At 59.1% G+C, this 19237-nt stretch carries 25 protein-coding genes; 1 reads left to right on the top strand and 24 read right to left on the bottom strand.

Going from position 1 to position 19237, the window contains the following annotated elements; translation table 11 throughout:
• Positions 1-103 precede the first annotated feature (103 nt).
• Positions 104-1315, bottom strand: coding sequence for a tyrosine--tRNA ligase (tyrS, locus tag ACTNBB_RS04780; RefSeq protein ID WP_117769435.1), 1212 nt, complete (start codon positions 1313-1315; stop codon positions 104-106).
• Positions 1316-1411: 96 nt separating this feature from the next.
• Complete coding sequence (locus ACTNBB_RS04775) at positions 1412-3370, bottom strand: U32 family peptidase (protein ID WP_441056893.1); 1959 nt, start codon at positions 3368-3370, stop codon at positions 1412-1414.
• Between the two features lie 160 nt (positions 3371-3530).
• Between ACTNBB_RS04775 and ACTNBB_RS04770 the strand changes: the two genes are divergently transcribed.
• Positions 3531-5723, top strand: coding sequence for a transglycosylase domain-containing protein (locus ACTNBB_RS04770; RefSeq protein ID WP_441056891.1), 2193 nt, complete (start codon positions 3531-3533; stop codon positions 5721-5723).
• Between the two features lie 172 nt (positions 5724-5895).
• Here ACTNBB_RS04770 and ACTNBB_RS04765 read toward each other — a convergent pair whose 3' ends face one another.
• The 22 genes from ACTNBB_RS04765 to ACTNBB_RS04660 form a co-directional block, all read right to left on the bottom strand.
• A complete protein-coding gene (locus tag ACTNBB_RS04765; protein WP_154516043.1) occupies positions 5896-6333 on the bottom strand; it encodes an arginine repressor in 438 nt (145 codons plus the stop codon).
• A 132-nt stretch (positions 6334-6465) separates the two neighbouring features.
• On the bottom strand, positions 6466-7515 hold the full coding sequence (locus ACTNBB_RS04760; protein ID WP_441049191.1) for a glycosyltransferase: 1050 nt from the start codon (positions 7513-7515) through the stop codon (positions 6466-6468).
• A gap of 146 nt (positions 7516-7661) precedes the next feature.
• Positions 7662-8486 carry a tRNA pseudouridine(38-40) synthase TruA gene (gene truA / locus ACTNBB_RS04755; protein WP_441056889.1) on the bottom strand — a complete coding sequence of 275 codons (825 nt, stop codon included), beginning with the start codon at positions 8484-8486 and terminating at the stop codon, positions 7662-7664.
• A gap of 92 nt (positions 8487-8578) precedes the next feature.
• Entirely contained in the window at positions 8579-9061 is a 483-nt protein-coding gene (rplQ, locus tag ACTNBB_RS04750) for a 50S ribosomal protein L17 (RefSeq protein ID WP_271742473.1), read from the bottom strand.
• A 30-nt stretch (positions 9062-9091) separates the two neighbouring features.
• Positions 9092-10033 (bottom strand): DNA-directed RNA polymerase subunit alpha, encoded by a 942-nt coding sequence (locus tag ACTNBB_RS04745; protein WP_154516055.1) that lies wholly within the window; start codon positions 10031-10033, stop codon positions 9092-9094.
• Positions 10034-10065: 32 nt separating this feature from the next.
• Positions 10066-10662, bottom strand: a complete 597-nt coding sequence (gene rpsD, locus ACTNBB_RS04740) for a 30S ribosomal protein S4 (protein ID WP_006235275.1) — start codon at positions 10660-10662, stop codon at positions 10066-10068.
• 19 nt (positions 10663-10681) lie between these two features.
• Entirely contained in the window at positions 10682-11086 is a 405-nt protein-coding gene (rpsK, locus tag ACTNBB_RS04735) for a 30S ribosomal protein S11 (RefSeq protein ID WP_006235274.1), read from the bottom strand.
• Between the two features lie 14 nt (positions 11087-11100).
• The gene (gene rpsM / locus ACTNBB_RS04730; RefSeq protein WP_154516058.1) at positions 11101-11475 is read right to left on the bottom strand and encodes a 30S ribosomal protein S13; all 375 of its coding nucleotides are present in this window, start codon (positions 11473-11475) and stop codon (positions 11101-11103) included.
• A 14-nt stretch (positions 11476-11489) separates the two neighbouring features.
• A complete protein-coding gene (rpmJ, locus tag ACTNBB_RS04725; protein ID WP_006363204.1) occupies positions 11490-11603 on the bottom strand; it encodes a 50S ribosomal protein L36 in 114 nt (37 codons plus the stop codon).
• Between the two features lie 150 nt (positions 11604-11753).
• Positions 11754-11972: a translation initiation factor IF-1 gene (gene infA, locus ACTNBB_RS04720; RefSeq protein WP_035137443.1), complete on the bottom strand. Its 219-nt coding sequence runs from the start codon at positions 11970-11972 to the stop codon at positions 11754-11756.
• A 232-nt stretch (positions 11973-12204) separates the two neighbouring features.
• Positions 12205-12993 (bottom strand): type I methionyl aminopeptidase, encoded by a 789-nt coding sequence (gene map / locus ACTNBB_RS04715; protein ID WP_441056887.1) that lies wholly within the window; start codon positions 12991-12993, stop codon positions 12205-12207.
• Positions 12990-13616, bottom strand: a complete 627-nt coding sequence (locus tag ACTNBB_RS04710) for an adenylate kinase (protein ID WP_154516064.1) — start codon at positions 13614-13616, stop codon at positions 12990-12992. Before ACTNBB_RS04710 ends, map begins: the two co-directional genes overlap by 4 nt.
• Before the next feature lie 18 nt (positions 13617-13634).
• The gene (gene secY / locus ACTNBB_RS04705; protein ID WP_370450586.1) at positions 13635-14921 is read right to left on the bottom strand and encodes a preprotein translocase subunit SecY; all 1287 of its coding nucleotides are present in this window, start codon (positions 14919-14921) and stop codon (positions 13635-13637) included.
• Positions 14915-15364 carry a 50S ribosomal protein L15 gene (gene rplO / locus ACTNBB_RS04700; protein WP_006235267.1) on the bottom strand — a complete coding sequence of 150 codons (450 nt, stop codon included), beginning with the start codon at positions 15362-15364 and terminating at the stop codon, positions 14915-14917. The genes secY and rplO overlap by 7 nt, the downstream gene beginning before the upstream one ends.
• 3 nt (positions 15365-15367) lie before the next feature.
• Positions 15368-15550 carry a 50S ribosomal protein L30 gene (gene rpmD, locus ACTNBB_RS04695; protein ID WP_154516067.1) on the bottom strand — a complete coding sequence of 61 codons (183 nt, stop codon included), beginning with the start codon at positions 15548-15550 and terminating at the stop codon, positions 15368-15370.
• Positions 15551-15552: 2 nt separating this feature from the next.
• The gene (gene rpsE / locus ACTNBB_RS04690; RefSeq protein ID WP_154516070.1) at positions 15553-16077 is read right to left on the bottom strand and encodes a 30S ribosomal protein S5; all 525 of its coding nucleotides are present in this window, start codon (positions 16075-16077) and stop codon (positions 15553-15555) included.
• Positions 16078-16091: 14 nt separating this feature from the next.
• Positions 16092-16460 carry a 50S ribosomal protein L18 gene (rplR, locus tag ACTNBB_RS04685; RefSeq protein ID WP_118270231.1) on the bottom strand — a complete coding sequence of 123 codons (369 nt, stop codon included), beginning with the start codon at positions 16458-16460 and terminating at the stop codon, positions 16092-16094.
• Positions 16461-16535: 75 nt separating this feature from the next.
• Positions 16536-17072, bottom strand: a complete 537-nt coding sequence (gene rplF / locus ACTNBB_RS04680; RefSeq protein WP_370450587.1) for a 50S ribosomal protein L6 — start codon at positions 17070-17072, stop codon at positions 16536-16538.
• 33 nt (positions 17073-17105) lie between these two features.
• Positions 17106-17504, bottom strand: a complete 399-nt coding sequence (gene rpsH / locus ACTNBB_RS04675; protein ID WP_006235262.1) for a 30S ribosomal protein S8 — start codon at positions 17502-17504, stop codon at positions 17106-17108.
• Between the two features lie 119 nt (positions 17505-17623).
• Positions 17624-17809, bottom strand: a complete 186-nt coding sequence (locus ACTNBB_RS04670) for a type Z 30S ribosomal protein S14 (protein ID WP_022094280.1) — start codon at positions 17807-17809, stop codon at positions 17624-17626.
• Between the two features lie 79 nt (positions 17810-17888).
• Positions 17889-18446, bottom strand: a complete 558-nt coding sequence (rplE, locus tag ACTNBB_RS04665; RefSeq protein WP_154516073.1) for a 50S ribosomal protein L5 — start codon at positions 18444-18446, stop codon at positions 17889-17891.
• Between the two features lie 283 nt (positions 18447-18729).
• The gene (locus ACTNBB_RS04660; protein WP_441056885.1) at positions 18730-18912 is read right to left on the bottom strand and encodes a hypothetical protein; all 183 of its coding nucleotides are present in this window, start codon (positions 18910-18912) and stop codon (positions 18730-18732) included.
• Between the last annotated feature and the right edge of the window lie 325 nt (positions 18913-19237).

The following is a 19237-nucleotide window of genomic DNA, read 5'->3' as shown; positions in this document are numbered from 1 at the left end:
ACGGCATAGACCTTCTGGTCATGCCGTCCTCTTTGAATGACAAGTTGTCGCTCTGGAGCCCGCGCAGCGTCAAGCTGTTACGCGGTTTGGTAAAACCGCGTAACTAAATAAGCTTAAAGCCCTTGCGCTTGCCCACGGAGAGGGTGTCGCCCAGCTTGAGGGCACTGGGGTCGATGTTGTAGCTCTTGGGAGCCACGGCCTTGCCGTTGATCTTGACACCGCCGCCGTCAATGTCGCGGCGGGCCTGACCGGCGCTGGCCGAAAGACCCAGGTCCTTGAGCAGGCCGGCAAGGTAAATCTGGCCCTCGTCGTTTACGGTCAGCTCAACATGCTTCTCGGGGAAGTCGGCGAGCTGGCCCTCCTTGAACACGCGGTCGAACTCGGCCTGAGCCTCGTCGCCGGCACCGGCGCCGTGGTAGGTGTCGCACAGGTCGCGGCCCAGAGCGCGCTTGAGCTCATAGGGATCGGCAGAGCCATCGGCCAGGGCAGCGTCGATCTTGTCGACCTCGGCCGGGGTGAGCGAGCTCGCCAGGCGGTAGTACTTGCCGATCATCTCGTCGGGGATGGACATGGTCTTGCCGAACATATCCTTGGGCGCGTCGGTCAGACCGATGTAGTTGCCATAGGACTTGGACATCTTACGGACGCCATCGGTGCCCTCGAGCAGCGGCATGGTGAGCGCGATCTGCGGCTCCATGCCCATCTTCTCCATGAGCTCACGGCCGGCGAGCAGGTTGAAAAGCTGGTCGGTGCCGCCCATCTCCACGTCAGCCTTGATCATGACCGAATCGTATGCTTGCATCACGGGATACAGGAACTCGTGCAGGGCGATCGGCGTCTGGGACTGATAGCGCTTGGTAAAGTCATCGCGCTCAAGAATGCGGGCGACGGTGAACTTGGAGCACACCTGCAGCAGACCGGCCAGGTCCATCGACAAGATCCAGTCGCCGTTGTGCACGATGGTGGTCTTCTCGGGGTCCAAGATCTTCATGGCCTGGCTCACGTAAGTCTCGGCGTTGGCCTCGATCTGCTCCTGAGAAAGCTGCGGGCGGGTGGAGTTCTTGCCCGAAGGATCGCCAATCAGCGCGGTACCGTTGCCGATGATCAGGGTGACGTTATGGCCCAGGTCCTGGAACTGGCGCATCTTGCGCAGGGGCACGGCGTGGCCCAGGTGCAGGTCGGGGCTGGTGGGATCGACGCCGAGCTTGATGTTGAGGGGCTCACCCTTCTCAAGCTTCTTACGAAGGTCGGCCTCGGGGACGATCTTCGCGGCGCCCGAGGTGATGATACGCATTTGCTCGTCAACAGACAGCATTGGGTATCCTCCTTTTGCTATAGCACCCTCGCCGAAAACGGCGGTGCTGGAAGTCCATAAACTCTCATATGATAACAAACTGACGCGACGCAGCACCTACGACAGGAAAATCCTCGTCCTGCCGCATGCGTCGATGGCAACTGGCAGACGTGTACCGTCACGATCGACCAGATAGCGCGTCTGCCGGCGACGCAAGCAGTCGCAGCAACAAGCCTGTCCCGTCGCATCGGTGGCACAGACGCCCTCGGCGGTCAGCAGGCAGTGCTCGCACACCATAAGCTCGGGACGATCGGTATCGACGGGGCCCAGGACGCCAGGACAGGCGGCAAGCTCGGCAACGCGTTTCGTATCGTGAGCGACAAGTTCGGCAGGCAAAAACACGCGCTGCGCCCCAAGCCCCCGCAACCAGGCGAGCGTTGCCCGGTTCGCACAGAACACCGGCGCTGCCACGTCAAAGACGACGCGCAGTTCGCGAGCTATCGCCACTTGTCCCAGATTACGACAGACGATGCGGCCGGCGCGCTGCATGAGCGACCGAGTGCGCTCGATATCGCCCACACGGCAGACCTCGTCGAGCACAACAGTCGCATCGGACAGGTCGAGCTCTTCGTTCGGGTCCTGGTCCATCAGCTGCCAGGCAAAGACCAAGCGAGCGGCGACAGACTCTGCAGGTTCTTCCGGCTGCGCGCCACCATCCATCAGAACGCCCGCAAACGGCAGCGTCTCGACAGCGCGTTTCGCAAGCACGGCCGCATCGGCCTCGGCCCGCATGCGCTCCAGTGCCGCCGCCGTTTGCTCAAGCACACCAGCGCTGCGAATCAGATACACTTCGCAGCCCGCGTCGACCTTGCGCTTGCAATGGACAACGATGCGCTCTCCCGCCGCGGCATCCACCGGGCAGGGAACTTGCGGCCAGCGTTTAGGTACATCGGGCCGAGCGTCGGCGCCCGGGTAAAACCTGATCTCGAGCGTATCGCCCGCCGCCACGGCGGCATCGAGCTCGACGGTCACTTCCTCGTGTCCCACGGCAACCAAACGGCCCACACGCACGCCCTGGTTGATCGCGCGTTCAAAACTCATAAGCTCCGCGCCCGAGCGGCCTCGCAGATACGCGTCGGTAAACCCGCGGTTAAACGACCTTCCCAGCTCACGTTCGAGCGCCCGCACGGCATCGGGATCCCACGCGCCATCACGCAGCATATCGAGCGCCCGGCGCCACGCCCGCACCACGTTGTAGACGTAGTCGGGGTTCTTCATACGCCCCTCGATCTTGAGCGACGCCACCCCGGCAGCAACAAGCTCGGGTAAATGAGCAATGCCCAGATAGTCACGCGGGCAGAGCAGACGATCGCCTTCGACGGCAACGACGCTCTCCCCAGCCTCATCCACCAAATCGTATGCCAGACGGCACGGCTGCGTGCAGTCGCCACGCATCGCCGACCGTCCGCGCCGCAGGGCCGAAAACTCGCACGCGCCCGAATAGCCAATGCATATGGCGCCATGGCAGAACACCTCGATGGGCACACCGGTAGCGCAGAGCGTCGCAATCTCTGCCACGGTCAGCTCGCGCGCCGTCGTCACGCGCTCGACCCCCAACTCGTCAGCCGCCAAACGCACAGCCCCCTTGCTATGGACGCCCGCTTGGGTGGACAGATGAATCTCGACCCCCGGAATTGCCGCATGCAGCGCGCGGGCTAGGCCCGCATCTGCCACGATCAGCGCATCGGCGCCCAGCGCATGCGCATGTGCCCCCAGTGCCACGGCTTCGGACAGCTCGTCGTCGAACACGAATACGTTGAGCGTCACGTACACGCGCACACCATGGGCGTGCGCCACGGCACACCCGCGCGCAAATTCGTCGTCACTAAACCCGTGCGCACTCACGCGGGCGTTAAATCCGCTCAACCCGGCATAAATGGCATCGGCACCTGCCGCGATCGCGGCGAGCATCTGATTGAGCCCGCCAGCCGGAGCCAACAGCTCGGGCAGTGCCAGACCCGATGTTGGCGTCCCATTCCCGCATTGTCTGCTAGGCTCCGTCGCCCAAATCGCCATCGGCAAACTCCTTACCAAGGTATGCAATCACTCTGTTAATTGCCGTCAACCAGCATACACGAGGCTTCGCGCGGCTCGATTGGTTTATCGTGTAATAACTTATGTCCATCCTGCCCGACGCATACCCGCCGCCTGGCACGACATACTTGGAGGTCAACATATGGGTCCTCGCCAACGACAGGGACACGGTCGCTCTAAGACGCACGTCCTGCCCGTCATCCTGCTTTCGCTTTTGGGCTTTTTGCTCATCGCGGGCGTAGCATTTGGCATCGGCATGATCGGCAACGTCAACCGCTGGCTGTCCGACCTGCCCGACTACACCGACGCCAACGCCTATCTGGTCAGCGAGCCTACCGAGATTGTTGACTGCAACGGCAACAAGATCGCCAGCTTCTATACCCAAAACCGCAAGTCCATCACCAAGGACCAGGTCTCCCCGTACGTCCTGCAGGGCACGATCGACGTCGAGGACGAGCGTTTCTACGAGCACGGCGGCATCGACCTCTTGGGCATCGCGCGTGCCTCGGTGGCAACCCTTGCCGGCGGCCACGAAGGAGCCTCGACCATCACCCAGCAGCTGGTGCGCAACACCATCCTGCAGGAGGAGCAGTTCGACTCGACCATCGAGCGTAAGGTGCGCGAGGCCTATATCGCCATCAAGATGGAGGACATGTACTCCAAAGACGAGATCCTCATGATGTACCTCAACACCATTTACTATGGCCACGGCGCCTATGGCATCGAGGCCGCCGCCGAGACCTACCTCTCCAAGAGTGCTTCCGACCTCACCCTGAGCGAGGCCGCGCTGCTCATCGGTCTGCCCAACTCGCCTTCACAGTACGACCCCACGGTCAATCCCGACCTGGCGCTTTCCCGCCGCAATAAGGTGCTCGACAACATGCTGCGCCTGGGCCACATCACGCAGGAAGAGCACGATGCCGCGCAGGCTGAGCCCATCACCCTCAACGTGACCGAGATCTCGGGCAGCGGTGTCGACGTATACTCACAGCCCTACTTTGTCTCCTATGTCAAGCAGCTGCTCGAGCAGGAGTTCTCCACCGACGTGCTCTTTAAGGGTGGCCTGACTGTTAAGACCACCATCGACCCCACCATGCAGCAGGTAGCCGAGGAGGCTGTGCGCTCACAGCTCGACACGCTTTCGCTCGATGGCCTGGACATGGGCATGGTTGTCGTTGACCCCAAGACCGGCTACATCAAGTGCATGGTGGGCGGCTACGACTACAACGCCGACGAGAATCACGTGAACCACGCTACGGCAAAGCGCCCCGTGGGCTCCACGTTTAAGGCCTTTACGCTGGCAACTGCCATCCAAAACGGCATGAACCCCAACGTCAGTCTCAACTGCAACTCGCCACTCAAGGCCAAGGGCACCACGACCGAGGTGCAAAACTATGACAAGCAGAGCTATGGCAACATCACGCTTAAGCAGGCAACGGCATACTCATCCAACACCGGCTACATTCAGGTGGCCGAAGCCATCGGCAATGACAAGATCATGTCGCTCGTCAAAAAGCTCGGCATCGATCCCGCCAAGGACAATATCGAGGACGTTCCCGTCATGACGCTCGGCACCGGGTCCATCTCACCGCTCGAGATGGCATCGGCCTACGCCGCTTTTGCCAACGGCGGCTATTATCGCCAGCCGATCGCCATCACCGAGATCGACTCGCGTACCGGCTCGGTTCTGTACCAGCACACCGACAATCCCACGCGGGTGCTCACCGAAGGCGAGGCTGCCGCGGTTACCGACGTTCTATCCGGCGTCATGCAGGGCAGCGGCACGGGTGCCGCCGGCGCGCTGAGCGTCAACCAGCCCTATGCCGGCAAAACGGGCACCACTGACAACACCACCAACCTGTGGTTCTGCGGCTACACGCCGCAACTGGCATGCGCCCTGTGGACCGGTTATTCCGCAGGCGAGATTCCCATCCAAAAGTACGGTTCGGACCTGCTGGGCGACAGCACCAACCTGCCCGTCTTTAAGAAGTTCATGAACACCGTTCTTGCGGGCGCCGAGCGCGAGGAGTTCCCGACCGGAACGGCTCCCACGTACAAGAACAATAACGTCTGGAAGTTCTACGGCACAAACAACAAGAAGAAGGAAGAGGGCGAGGATAAGGACGAAGACGAGGAAGAAGAGGAGGAGACCACCGGCGGGAGCGGCAGCGAGGGCGGTAACACCGGCGGCGAAGGCGATGGCGGCGGTACCACCCCTACTCCCAACCCCGACCCCAGCCCCAGCCCCGACCCTGGCCCGACCCCCGATCCCAGCCCTAGCCCGACCCCCGATCCCAGCCCTAGCCCGACCCCCGATCCTTCCACAGGTCAGTAGATAGCAAAGCGCCCGAGCAGCTCAAATGCTCGGGCGCTTTTTGTTGGGACATACATGGCATATCGCGCGCAATCGAGATGCCAAGACAGGACCGCCACAAAAAGGGCGTCGGCTCAAAACCGACGCCCCTGTATTTCTGCCGTCTTAGCTGGCGTTATTTACGCGCGTAAAGCTATTTACGCGCGGCACTGAGCTTGTTAATCAGCGCTTCGAGGCGTTCGCCATCCTCGGCAGTCTGAGCGATAACCAAAATCGTGTCATTGCCGGCAAGCGATCCGAGCACATCGGGCAGCTCGGCCGCATCGACAGCCGCGGCAATGCCCGAGGCGGTGCCGGGCTGAGCCTTAATCATAACCAGGTTGTCGGTGCGCAACACACCGGTAACCAGCTCGGAGACCATGCGCTGCAGGTGCAGGTCCTCAGCCAGAACATAGATGCCCTCGGGCAGTTTGCGCAGCCCCATATCGGCGATGTCACGCGAAACCGTCGCCTGCGTGCAATCAAAGCCCATGGCGCGGAGTTCGTCCACCAGCACGCGCTGCGTACGCACGTCTTTATTGCGCACGATATCTCTGATGGCATCCTGGCGCCCGTTGCGTTTTTTAGCCATATAAAACCTCACTCCATAGATGGCGAAGACAATCTATCAGTGATTGAATAGTTTAGCGCTATTTGAGGCTATTTGTGAATAAGAACGCATTTCGAAACAATTCTATGCAAATTATTTTCGAATATGACACAGCTAGGCTATCCTTGCGCCCGTTCTGTTCAAAAAAGCAGCCAGATGCGCATACATAACGCAGCGCATAGGCTTAACGTTGGCAATCGGCCCAAACAAAAGCCCAAGGCCTCGGCGCTCTCCCTTAAGGGCCACCGCCATCTGGCGGGTCCGCACGTCATTGAGCATATCACGCAATCGTGCCGTGCGCTCAATTGAAGACACCCCATGGGGGCTCAGGCACAAATTCTCGATACAAGCAACCAAGCGGCCATAGTAAAACCGTTGGCAGGCCAGCTTTAGATGGTTATCGTCATCTATTGCGTCAAATGGCACGCAAAGCTCTTCAAGCGCCTTGGCGTCATCGGAAAGTCGCGAGAACATGGTGGGGTCGAATGAATCCGCAACCGATGGCGCGGCCGTATGGAAACAAGCTTCGGCGCACCCAAATACGCGTTCCGCATGCGAAAGGGCAGGCGCCAAAAAGGCGATCGCACGATACGACTCGGCATGCTGCAGACACAACTCAAACAGGGAGCGTTCATACATCACACCGGAATGTTGACAAACCAGACCGCTCTCGACCAGCTTGGCCAGGCCTAAAGCCCGGTCTCCATCGTCGGCAAGGGCAATAGATTGCGCGTCCAACATACGAGAATGGCGTTCCCGATGCGTATCGTAGCGATCGAGCGACACCGAGGGAAATACGATATCTGCCGAGGTCTCACAAGCGACATCGAGCATTGCCAAAAACGCGTGCGGCGCAAACCACTCATCGGCGCTCATTGCGATAATGTGGGCCCCGCGCGAAGCGGCAAAACCCTCGCGAAGGCAAGCTCCGCTCGACGGATCGTCAACGTCTATCAAATCGATGTGAATATCTCTGCCCGCGGCAACATCGAGCGAATGACGAACGCCCGGCGCAGCGTTGCGACATGCAACGACAATCTGCATATCGTAGAGGTCTTGGTTTTGGACGCTTTCGAGTGCACGCATCGCGTAGCTGGGCGAACCCTCCACAACAAGGATCACCGAAAGTCGCGGAAGCGAGCCACGTCGAAGCAAGTTATCCATCCTCTCGACAGCAATAATCAACTGCCGTTCATGGTACACCCCGGCAATAAACGCAATGAGTCGCCTGATGCGCTGCACGCCAAGAACAGATGTTGCACACGGCTCGCCCACACGAGCAGCATACTTAGATGGCTCTCGCTTCTCCCCTATTCGAGCGCGACGAGCACGGTGGGGTCATAATCTACGCCCATAAAGGTAAGGCCGCACGCCGGCGCCGTGGGACCCGCAGCAGTACGATCGCAAGCGTCAATCACCTCGCGCATCCACTCGGGATCGCGGCGATGCATGCCGATCTCGACGAGCGTTCCCACGATGGTGCGCACCATCGAATGCAAAAACGCATTGCCCTCGATGGTAAACGTAAGGATATCCTCGCCAAAGGCGACCTCGTGGCCAAACTCGGCACGCATCACGCAACGATGCGTTGGCTTGCCCACGGCAGAAGCGACCTTACAAAAGCTCTTAAAGTCCTGTTCGCCCAAAAGCGCTGGGCAGGCGGCTGCCATCGCATCCACGTCCAAAGGATAACGATGCCACCATACCGCACCACGCGATAGCACCGGACGCGCATCGCGATCGGCAATGCGGTAGGTATAGGTCCGAGAACGTGCGTCAAAACGCGCAGAAAAGCCCTTACGGGCCTTGTAGACCTCATTAACGGCGATATCTTTGGGCAGCAGCGCATCCATAGCTCGCAGCCACCTGCGGCGCGTTAAAGCGAGCTCAGCATCCGTAACGGGCACGCTGATGTATTGGGCCACCGCATGCACCCCTGCATCGGTGCGCCCGGCACACGTCAAATCGACTGAGCGGCGCAAGAGCGTCTCTATGGCAAGACGCAGCTCTCCGGCAACCGTCGTCTGCCCCGGCTGCTCGGCAAATCCGCTATAGGACGAGCCGTCATAGGCAACACGAAACACCAACGTGGCATCGAGCTCTGGAGTCAAATTGAAATCAGACGGCGCGGTCATGGGCGCTCCCAACAAACAAACAACGATATCGCGACAAAAAAAGAGGGGTACGCGAACGTACCCCTCGAATATAGCCTATGCAGACGAATTGTCTACTCAGCGGTCTCCTCAGCAGGAGCCTCCTCGGCAGCGGTCTCCTCGACAGCCTCGACCTTCTTGGGAGCAGCGGCCTTCTTGGGGGCCGGAGCAGCCTTCTTGGCCTTGGGCGTGCAAGGCTCGGTGACGAGCTCCATGATAACGATGGGAGCGTTGTCGCCCTTACGGTTACCGAGCTTCATGATGCGGGTGTAACCGCCGTTGCGATCCTGCCACATGCCCTGAGCAGCCTTGTCGAAGATCTCGGCAACGAGCTGCTTATCGCCGAGCTTGGCGATAGCCAGACGACGAGAGTGCAGGTCGCCCTTCTTGGCCCAGGTGATGATCGGCTCGACAACCGAACGCAGCGCCTTAGCGCGGGTCTCGGTGGTCTTGATGCGGTCGTTCTCGAAGAGGGCCTTGGCCAGGCTCTTCTTCATGGCCTTGGTGTGGCTCGCATCGGTGCCGAGCTTCAGGCCCTTCTTAACGTTGTGACGCATGGTCTAGTTTCTCCTCAAATATGCGAAGCATTAAGCCTTCAGGCTCAGGCCCATGGACTCAAGCTTGTCCTTCACTTCCTCGATCGACTTAACACCGAAGTTGCGGATGTTCAGAAGATCGTTCTCCGAGAACTCAACGAGCTGACGGACCGAGTGAATGCTGGCACGCTTAAGGCAGTTGTAGGAACGGACAGAAAGGTCCAGATCCTCGATCTGCTTGTCCAGCTCGGCGTTGTCGTTGGTGACCTCGGGAGCGAAGATCGAAACCTCCTCCTCGACCTCGGGGGTCTCGGCAAGGTTCATAAAGGCAGCCATATGCTGGTTGATGATATTGGCAGCCTGGACCACGGCGTCGCGCGGGGCGATGGAGCCGTTGGTCTCGATCTCGAGGACAAGGCGGTCGTAGTCGGTGTGCTGACCGACACGGCAAGCCTCAACGAGCTTGGCGCAACGGGATACCGGCGAGTACAGCGAGTCGACGTGGATCACACCGATGGGATCGTTGTCGCGCTTGTTGGCCTCGCCGGAGACATAGCCGCGGCCATAGCCGATGCGCATGCTCATGGTGAGATGGCCACCCTCGGTGAGCGTAGCGATGTGCTGCTCGGGGTTGACCAACTCAAACTCGGACGGAATAAAGAAGTCCGCACCGGTGACCTCGCAGGGGCCGTCAACCGAGATGGTGGCGGTCGCCTCGTCGGTCGTGCCGAGAGCCCTGAAGACAAGACCCTTGACATTCAGGACGATGTCAGTGACATCCTCGACCATGTTAGGGATGGTCATGAACTCGTGCTGCGCGCCATCGATCTGAATAGCCTCGACGGCGGCACCCTCGAGCGAGGACAGAAGAACGCGACGCAGGGAGTTGCCCAGCGTATCACCGTAACCGCGCTCGAGCGGCTCGACGGAGACACGAGCAGACGTCTCGTTGATCTCTTCGACCTGAACCTGAGGCCTAATGAATTCTGACATGTATTACCTCCAGCCTCAGCAGCCCGGATGGACTACTTAGAGTAGAGCTCGACGATGAGCTGCTCGTTGATATCACCGCTGATCTGCTCACGCGTCGGCAGAGCGAGCACGTTACCAGACAGCTTCTCGATATCGACCTCAAGCCAGCCAGGGACCTCAAAGCGCTCGGAGGAAATCAGAGCCTCCTTGATGGGGAGGAGGTCACGGAACTTCTCGCCGACAGCGACGACGTCGCCGGCCTTGACGCGATAGGACGGGATGTCCACGCGCTTGCCGTTCACGGTGAAGTGACCGTGGCGGACGGACTGACGAGCCTCTTTACGGGTGCGAGCGAAGCCAAGACGGAAAACAACGTTGTCGAGGCGAGACTCAAGGATGATCATGAGGTTCTCACCGGTGACGCCGTTCATCTTACGGGCCTTGTTGAAGTAGCCGTGGAACTGCTTCTCCAGAACGCCATAGATGAACTTGACCTTCTGCTTCTCACGCAGCTGCATGCCGTACTCAGATTCCTTGCGACGGCGCTTGGGCTGACGGATAGATTCCTTCTTGCTGCTGTAACCGAGCTCAGCGGGATCGATCCCGAGCTGACGGCAGCGCTTAAGAACAGGAGTCCTGTCGATTGCCATATTGATACGATCCTTTCAGTTACACGCGGCGACGCTTCTTGGGGCGGCAGCCGTTGTGCGGGATGGGGGTCTTGTCCTGAATGCTCGAGACCTCGAGGCCAGCAGCCTGGAGGGAGCGGATGGCGGTCTCACGACCGGAGCCGGGGCCCTTGACGAAGACGGAAACCTTCTTCATACCGTGCTCCATGGCCTGCTTGGCAGCAGCCTCGGCAGCCATCTGGGCAGCGAACGGCGTGGACTTACGGGAGCCCTTGAAGCCCACCTGGCCAGCCGACTTCCAGGAAATGACGTTGCCCTGGGGATCGGTGATCGAAACGATCGTGTTATTGAACGTAGAACGGATGTGAGCCTGGCCCACGGAAATGTTCTTACGGTCCGCGCGCTTCAGACGGGCAGCGCGAACGTTCTTCTTAGCAGTAGCCATCTATCTAGCGCTCCTTATTTCTTCTTCTTAGCACCGATCTGACGCTTCGGGCCCTTGCGGGTACGAGCGTTAGTGTGGGTGCGCTGGCCGCGGACCGGGAGGCCCTTGCGGTGACGAAGGCCGCGGTTGCAGCCGATGTCCATAAGGCGCTTGACGTTCTGGTTGCGCTCACGGCGGAGGTCGCCCTCAACCATGATCTGGTTCTTGTCGATATACTCGCGGATGGCGTTAACCTCATCCTCGGTGAGGTCCTTAACGCGCGTATCCACGTTAACGTTGCACTCGACGCAGATTTTCGTCGCAGTGGTGCGGCCGATGCCGTAAATGTAGGTCAGACCGATCTCAACGCGCTTCTCACGCGGGAGGTCGACACCATTAATACGGGCCAACGTAGTCTCCTCTCTTAACCCTGACGCTGCTTATGACGGGGGTTCTCGCAAATGACGAGGACCTTGCCATGGCGCCTAATGATTTTGCACTTATCGCACATCTTCTTGACCGAAGGACGTACCTTCATCGTTCTTCCTTTCGGTAGCGCTCAAACTACTTCCCTACTATCTACTCGCCCAGCCGCAGGCGTTTAAAACTATGGCTGGTCTTCACACACAATCCGACCGTAGGTTGAGCTAAGCCTGCAGTCGGAAATAGAGTGCGTGTATGCGTGCCGCTATTTGTAGCGATAGGTGATGCGGCCGCGGGTCAGGTCGTACGGGGAAAGCTCCACGACAACCCTGTCACCGGGGAGAATACGGATGTAATTCATTCGAATCTTGCCAGAAATGTTGCACAGAACCGAATGACCGTTCTCGAGCTCGACCTTAAACATGGCATTAGGCAACGGTTCCTTTACCGTACCCTCGAGCTCAATTGCGTCTTCCTTCTTCACAAGCAATCATCTTTCTCTAGAAAACGACAGCGATTGAGTATTCTACAACACGTATACACGCATCGTAATAACTTCGTAATGGCTCCACAACTACGTGGAACTTGTTACATTTGAAATGTAAAACAAAGCCGTTCCCTGATGCCCAAGATCGCCTTGGAATGAGAAGGCATAGACCTTGGGGTCATGCCTTCGAAATTGAAAGGCGAGGTTGGGCATCAGGGGGCGGCGACTTTTACATTTCTCCGCCTTGGAGCGAACACCAGGATCCTTGCGCATCGGTGGTGAGAATCACCGGACCGTCATTGGTGATGGCGACGGTGTTCTCGTAGTGCGCGGCGGGCAGGTGGTCGTTGGTGGTGACGATCCAACCGTCGGAGCCCGTGCTCACATGGTTGGAACCCATCGTTACCATCGGCTCGATGGCAATGACCATACCGGCCTGGAGGCGAACGCCCCTCCCCTTCTTTCCATAGTTAGGAACGTTGGGGTCCTCGTGCATCACGCGGCCAATGCCATGGCCCACATAGTCACGAAGCACGCCATAACCGTGAGACTCGGCGAGGGACTGGACGGCATAACCAACATCCCCGATATGGTTACCGGGAACAGCCTGCTCAATGGCAGCCTTAAGGCAATCGCGCGTAACCTCGCACAGGGCCTTGGCCTCGGGCGTAGGGGTGCCGACGAAAAACGTCCATGCGTTATCGCCAAACCAACCGTCGACAACGGCTCCCGTATCGATAGAGATGATATCGCCATCGCGCAGGATCATATCGGGGTTGGGAATACCGTGGACCACGGCATCGTTGATCGATGCGCAAATGGTCCCCGGGAACCCGCCGTAACCCTTAAAGGCCGGGGTGCCGCCATGCATGCGGATAATCTGCTCCGCGAGCTGATCGAGCTCAAAAGTCGAAACGCCGGGGCGCACCATGGCTCCAACGTGGCGGAGCGCCATCTTAGATAGCGCTCCTGCCTTCTTCATCTGCTCGATTTGCGTTGCAGACTTAATCTTAATCATAGACCGAGGGCCTCTTTGACATCCCCGTATACGGTCTCGCGAGCCTGGTCACCGTTGACCGACTTGAGCAGACCCTGGCCACGATAGTAATCGACAAGCGGGCTCGTGGACTTCTCGTAGACGTCGAGACGGTTCTTGATGGTCTCGGGCTTATCGTCGTCGCGCTGATACATCTCGCCGCCGCATTTGGGGCAGGTAACATCGGCAGCAGTGCCGGTGTAACCGCAGGCGCGGCAGGTGCGACGCGAAGACAGACGATCGATGATGACCTCGGGGGCAACGTCGACCAGAAGGGCGCAGTCGATCTCGCGACCCATGGTGGAGAGCTCGGAATCGAGCGTCACAGCCTGGGCGGTGTTGCGCGGGAAGCCGTCGAGGATGAAGCCCTGCTGGGCGTCATCGGCGGCAAGGCGCTCCTTGACAAGGTCGATCACGAGCTGGTCGGGAACGAGCTCGCCAGCGTCCATGTACTTCTTAGCCTGAATACCAAGCTCGGTGCCACCCTTGACGGCAGCACGCAGCAGGTCGCCCGTGGAGATGTGGGCGACGCCAAACTCGGCGACGAGCTCCTGTGCAACGGTGCCCTTACCGGCACCCGGAGCTCCGAGCAATACGAGGTTCATGAGCAATCCTCCTCTAGCCTATTTAAAGAATCCATCGTAATCATACATCTTGATCTGGCCTTCGAGCTTGTCGACCGTGTCGAGCACGACGCCGACCATGATGAGGATGGACGTGCCGCCAAATGCCTGGATCAGCTGATTGCCCGTGAAGGAGAAGATGATCGAAGGCACGATGGCGATGAGCGCCAAAAAGACAGCGCTGGGAAGCGTAATCTTGTTGAGCGCGTTCTTGATGTAGGCCGCGGTAGCCCTACCCGGACGAACGCCCGGAATAAAGCCGCCCTGCTTCTTAAGGTTGTCGGCCGTGTCATCGGGATTGAACACCATGGAGGTGTAGAAGTACGCGAAGAACACGATGAGGACAACGTTAAGCACCCAGTTGAGCCAACCGGTCGAAAGCGCAGAGGCAACTGCCTGAATCCAGCCGATGCCGGGGAAGAACACGGCAACCTGAGCCGGGAAGTACAGCAGCGCCGAAGCGAAGATGATCGGCACGACACCCGCGGTGTTGACCTTGATGGGCAGGTAGGTGGTCTGGCCACCCATCATGCGACGGCCCACGACGCGCTTAGCGTAGGAGACCGGAATGCGGCGCTGGCCGCGCTCAAGGAAAACGATCAGCGGGATAACCAGCAGGATGATGGCGCAGATGATCACCATAGTGATGATGCCACCGCCATTGCCCTCGGTGCTGGAGAAGATCGCCTGCGGCAGACCGGCCATGATGTTCGCAAAGATGATCAGCGACATGCCATTGCCGATACCGCGCTGGGTAATGAGCTCACCAATCCACATGATCAGCATGGCGCCCGCGGTGAGCGTGCCGACGATCATGAGGTCGAAGATGATCTCGGGAGCGGCGGCGCCATTAAAGCTGATGCCGAAGCTCTTAAAGAGGAAGAGGTAACCCACGGAGTTGAGGATTGCCAGAGCCAGGGTGAGGTAACGCGAATACTGCGTAATCTTGGTCTGACCGACCTCGCCCTCGCGGGCAAGCTCATGCAGGGAAGGCACAACGGCCTGGAGCATCTGGAGGATGATCGAGCTGGTGATGTAAGGCATGATGCCCAGCGAAAACACCGACACATAGCTCAACGCGCCGCCAGAGAAAAGATTCAGGAGGGCCATAGCACCTGCGGCGACCGAATTGTTATCGGTCGAGAAAAGGCCCAGCATCCCCTGGAAGGGAATGCCGGGCACAGGAACGTGCGCACCAATGCGGTACACGACGAGCATAGCTATGGTAAAAAGAATCTTTTCGCGCAGTTCTTTGATGCGGAAAGCATTCTTAAGACCATTTAGCACGGCAGCTCGACCTTTCCGCCGGCGGCCTCGATCTTGGCCTGCGCAGAAGCGCTGACCTTGTCGACCTTGACCGTGAACTTCTTGGTAAGCTCACCATTGCCGAGCACCTTGACGGGCTCGAACTCGCTCTTGGTGATGCGAGCGGCCTTAAGAGCGGCACCGTCGATTACAGCGCCATCCTCGAACTTACGCTCGAGACGCTCAACGTTAACAGCGGTGTACTCGATACGACGGGGGTTGCGGAAGCCCGGAAGCTTGGGCAGGCGCATAGCCAGCGGAGTCTGGCCACCCTCGAAGCCGGCACCCTTGGTGCCGCCAGAGCGAGAGCCCTGGCCCTTCTGGCCGCGGCCAGAAGTGGTGCCGTGACCCGAAGAATTGCCACGGCCAACGCGCTTGCGGTTCTTGGTGGAACCGGGCGCGGGAGTAAGATCGTGAAGCTGCATTTGCTACTCCTCTACAATCTCGACAAGGTGCTTGACCTTGAAGATCATGCCGCGGACGGACTCGTTGTCAGTAATCTCGCGAACCTCGCGGATCCTGTGGAGACCGAGGGCACGGACAGTACGGACCTGGTCCTGCTTGCAACCGTTGGTGCTGCGGACCTGCTTGATCTTGATGGTGTCAGCCATGCTTAGTTCTCCTTACCGACGAACATCTCGGAGACCGTCAGGCCACGGCGAGCCGCGACGTCCTCAGGGCTGGAGAGCTCCTTGAGGCCCTCGACGGCAGCCTTGATGATGTTGAGGCCGTTGTCGGTACCGAGGGACTTGGACAGGACGTTCTTGATGCCAGCAAGCTCAAAGAGGGGACGCACAGCGCCGCCGGCGATAACGCCGGTACCCTCGACAGCGGGCTTGATGATGATGCGGCCGGCACCAAAGTGGCCGATAACCTCGTGCGGAATGGTGCCCTCTTCGGTCACCGGCACGTGGAACATGTTCTTCTTGGCATCGAGAGACGCCTTGGAGATAGCCATGGGCACCTCAGCGGACTTGCCCATGCCAACGCCGACGTTGCCCTTGCCATCGCCAACGACGACGAGAGCGACGAGGCTCATGCGACGACCGCCCTTGACGGTCTTCGACACGCGGTTGATGTAAACGACGCGCTCCTCGAACTCGGAGGCCTCGCGCTGCTGCTTCTGATTACGAGCCATGTGCTACATACCTCCTAGAACTCGAGACCGGCGGCACGAGCACCGTCGGCGAGGGCCTTGACGCGGCCATGGTAGATACGGCCACCGCGATCGAAGGCGACCTTGGTGATGCCGGCCTCGATGGCACGCTTGCCAACGAGCTGACCGACCTTCTCCGCAGCCTCCTTGTTCGAGGTGTGGGTGCCCTTGAACTCGGCCTCGAGGGTCGAGGCAGAGACGAGCGTCAGGCTGGAGCCCTTGCTATCGTCGATAATCTGGGCATAGATGTTGGCGTTAGTACGGGTCACGCGAAGACGCGGACGCTCGGCGGTACCCGAGATCTTGCCGCGAACACGACGCTGACGACGCTTGAGGCCTTCCAGCTTCGCCTTATGCTTGTTCATACGTAAACTCCTAAAAAGGTTGATCTTGCCAGCACCTAACGGGGTGCTGGTCTTATGCGAGTGAGTCGGTTACGACTACTTGGCGGCCTTACCCAGCTTGCGGCGGATGTGCTCGCCAACGTAGTGGATACCCTTGCCCTTGTAAGGCTCGGGAGGACGATGGCCGCGGATCTCAGCGGCGATCTGACCGACCTGCTGCTTGTTGATACCCTTGACGTTCACGTGGGTGTTGTCGGGAACCTCGAAGGTGATACCCTCGGGAGCCTCGACGATCACGGGGTGCGAGAAGCCCAGGGAGAACTCGAGGTTCTTGCCCTTCTGCTGCACGCGGTAACCGACGCCGGCGAGCTCGAGCTTCTTCTCGAAGCCCTCGGAAACGCCAACAACCATGTTGTGGATGAGGGCGCGGGTGAGGCCGTGGCGGGCACGGGTCTCACGCTCGTCGTCGGGACGGGAAACGGTGAGGACGTTGTCCTCGATATTGATAGCGAGCTTCTCATAGACATCGAGCTCGAGCTGGCCCTTGGGGCCCTTGACGACAACGTTGTTGCCGTTGACTGCCACTTCGACTCCGGCGGGAATCTGGACAGGCTTATTACCGATACGAGACACGGTGATCTCCTTTCCTTCTACCTACCGAGCGAATTACCAGACGTAAGCGATGATCTCGCCGCCGACGTTGTGCTTGCGAGCATCGCGGTCGGTCATGACGCCATGGCTGGTGGAAATAATGGCGGTACCAAGGCCACCGCGGACGCGGGGCATGTCGGCAACGCCGGTGTACTTACGCAGGCCCGGCTTGGAAATGCGGCGGATGCCGTTGATGACCTTAGCCTTCTTGGGACCATACTTAAGCGTGATGTGCAGAGTCTTCTGGGGAACGGTGTCCTCGACATCGTAGCCCTCGATGTAGCCCTCCTCGTGCAGAACACGAGCGATCTCGACGAGCTTCTTGCTGCTCGGCATGGAGACCGTGGCCTTGTTCACAGAGTTAGCGTTACGAATGCGCGTAAGCATATCTGCGATCGGGTCTGTAAGGTTCATACAGATTCTCCTTCGTTCTTGATGAACACGTGCTCTTGGTTCTTCGCCGCCCTTAACGGCAAAGCCTAACTAGCACGTTTTCCCTGTTCCAAACGGATGCTTGAAACGCTGGTAGTGACTTACCAGCTGGCCTTCTTAACGCCGGGAAGCTCGCCCTTGAGTGCAAGCTCGCGGAAGCAGACACGGCACAGGCCGAACTTGCGGTACACAGAGTGCGGACGGCCGCAGCGCTGGCAGCGCGTGTACTCACGAGTAGAGAACTTCTGCTTGCGATTGCACTTGACGATCATCGATGTCTTAGCCACTTATATCCTCCTCACATAGAGTATTGTTCGCCCCAAGCGCCGCCCCCTTGTGGGAACGGCGCTTATAGGGCAGGTGAACCTATTTCTTGAACGGGAAACCAAAGGCGTCCAGAAGGGCCTTGGCCTCCTCATCGGTGTTGGCGGTGGTCACGAAAGTGATGTCCATACCACGCTGGTGATCGACGGAGTCAAAGTCGATCTCGGGGAAGATGAGCTGCTCGGTGACGCCCATGGAGAAGTTACCACGGCCGTCGAAGCTCTTGGCGGAGATGCCGCGGAAGTCGCGGATACGGGGGATAGCGACGGAGGTCAGACGATCGAAGAACTCCCACATACGGTCGCCACGCAGGGTAACCTTGCAGCCGATCGGCATGCCAGCGCGCAGGCGGAAGGTAGCGATGGACTTGCGGGCACGGGTGATCATCGGCTGCTGGCCGGTGATGGCGCGCAGGTCGCGCACGGCACCGTCGATGGCCTTGGAATCGGTAGCGGCCTCGCCGACACCCATGTTCACGACGATCTTCTCAAACTTGGGGATCATCATGACGTTCTCGTACTGGAACTTGTCCTGAAGCTGCTGCTTGACCTCGTTGTTGTACTTGGCCTTCAGACGCGGCACATACTTCTCTTCTGCCATTGTTCACTCCTTCTTGGGGTTTTAAGCACGGGGCGTGGCCACGGTGGGTTGTCCTCGTGCCTCCTGACTGCATCCGCGCCGCTCATGGCATTTCGCGGTTTGGACTCGACGCAGCAGGAGCCGACAAAACAATCGGTACTATACGCGCATTGGGTGCGTATTTCCAGAAAAACATCGTCTGCCTGCACAACTCCACAACTCCCCCGCACAAATGGGTCCCAAAAAACAGTTGCGGTGAAATAGGGGCTGTTTGACGGCCTAACAGGCTTAAACAATCCGTATTTCACCGCAACTCATCGGCTTCCTCTTGAGGCGTGAAGCCGCAGACCGACGCGATGATGATAGCGGGCGTGACGATACCCGCGAATGCCGCCAGCACATGCTGCAGTGCATGGGGCAATACCTGCACAAACGAAACTTTTCCCGTACGTTCGAACAGGGCGTCCCCTGCCACCGGCTCTGCCATTTACGCCTCCCATACCCTAGGCAGCGGCCCTATGCCGCCCAACGGGCGGACATTATAGGGCATATGGCACAGGTAGCATTTTGACCCGCATGCGGCAGAGGGCTGGGGTAGCTAATTTGGGACGGGGCTCTTTTAGCTACCCAACAGTGAGCGAACGCCTCGAGATGATTTTTCTGGGACGGGGATTTAAAAATCATTGCGAACCTAATGATTATTTAAGGCTCTGTTAGACCAGGATTGACATGCCGACCTGCCGGCTAACTCGCCGTCTCCTCGTCGGGCGCCGGCGTCTTGACCCTCATCTCGAACGGCATCCCGCCCTCTC

It is taken from the genome of Collinsella sp. HCP28S3_B9 (assembly GCF_052066095.1).
Lineage (GTDB): Bacteria > Actinomycetota > Coriobacteriia > Coriobacteriales > Coriobacteriaceae > Collinsella.
The sequence above is the reverse complement of the archived record's forward strand: the minus strand, read 5'-3'. Positions and strand labels throughout refer to the sequence as shown.

Coding starts and splice junctions, on each gene's coding strand:
- tyrS (WP_117769435.1), bottom strand. CDS start 1,315: ATGCTGTCTGTTGACGAGCAAATGCGTATCATCACCTCGGGCGCCGCG.
- ACTNBB_RS04775 (WP_441056893.1), bottom strand. CDS start 3,370: ATGGCGATTTGGGCGACGGAGCCTAGCAGACAATGCGGGAATGGGACG.
- ACTNBB_RS04770 (WP_441056891.1), top strand. CDS start 3,531: ATGGGTCCTCGCCAACGACAGGGACACGGTCGCTCTAAGACGCACGTC.
- ACTNBB_RS04765 (WP_154516043.1), bottom strand. CDS start 6,333: ATGGCTAAAAAACGCAACGGGCGCCAGGATGCCATCAGAGATATCGTG.
- ACTNBB_RS04760 (WP_441049191.1), bottom strand. CDS start 7,515: ATGGATAACTTGCTTCGACGTGGCTCGCTTCCGCGACTTTCGGTGATC.
- truA (WP_441056889.1), bottom strand. CDS start 8,486: ATGACCGCGCCGTCTGATTTCAATTTGACTCCAGAGCTCGATGCCACG.
- rplQ (WP_271742473.1), bottom strand. CDS start 9,061: ATGCGTCACAACGTTAAGAAGGGCCTGAAGCTCGGCACCGATGCGAGC.
- ACTNBB_RS04745 (WP_154516055.1), bottom strand. CDS start 10,033: ATGTCAGAATTCATTAGGCCTCAGGTTCAGGTCGAAGAGATCAACGAG.
- rpsD (WP_006235275.1), bottom strand. CDS start 10,662: ATGGCAATCGACAGGACTCCTGTTCTTAAGCGCTGCCGTCAGCTCGGG.
- rpsK (WP_006235274.1), bottom strand. CDS start 11,086: ATGGCTACTGCTAAGAAGAACGTTCGCGCTGCCCGTCTGAAGCGCGCG.
- rpmJ (WP_006363204.1), bottom strand. CDS start 11,603: ATGAAGGTACGTCCTTCGGTCAAGAAGATGTGCGATAAGTGCAAAATC.
- map (WP_441056887.1), bottom strand. CDS start 12,993: ATGATTAAGATTAAGTCTGCAACGCAAATCGAGCAGATGAAGAAGGCA.
- ACTNBB_RS04710 (WP_154516064.1), bottom strand. CDS start 13,616: ATGAACCTCGTATTGCTCGGAGCTCCGGGTGCCGGTAAGGGCACCGTT.
- rplO (WP_006235267.1), bottom strand. CDS start 15,364: ATGCAGCTTCACGATCTTACTCCCGCGCCCGGTTCCACCAAGAACCGC.
- rpmD (WP_154516067.1), bottom strand. CDS start 15,550: ATGGCTGACACCATCAAGATCAAGCAGGTCCGCAGCACCAACGGTTGC.
- rpsE (WP_154516070.1), bottom strand. CDS start 16,077: ATGGCTCGTAATCAGAAGCAGCAGCGCGAGGCCTCCGAGTTCGAGGAG.
- rplR (WP_118270231.1), bottom strand. CDS start 16,460: ATGAACAAGCATAAGGCGAAGCTGGAAGGCCTCAAGCGTCGTCAGCGT.
- rpsH (WP_006235262.1), bottom strand. CDS start 17,504: ATGAACCTTACAGACCCGATCGCAGATATGCTTACGCGCATTCGTAAC.
- rplE (WP_154516073.1), bottom strand. CDS start 18,446: ATGGCAGAAGAGAAGTATGTGCCGCGTCTGAAGGCCAAGTACAACAAC.
- ACTNBB_RS04660 (WP_441056885.1), bottom strand. CDS start 18,912: ATGGCAGAGCCGGTGGCAGGGGACGCCCTGTTCGAACGTACGGGAAAA.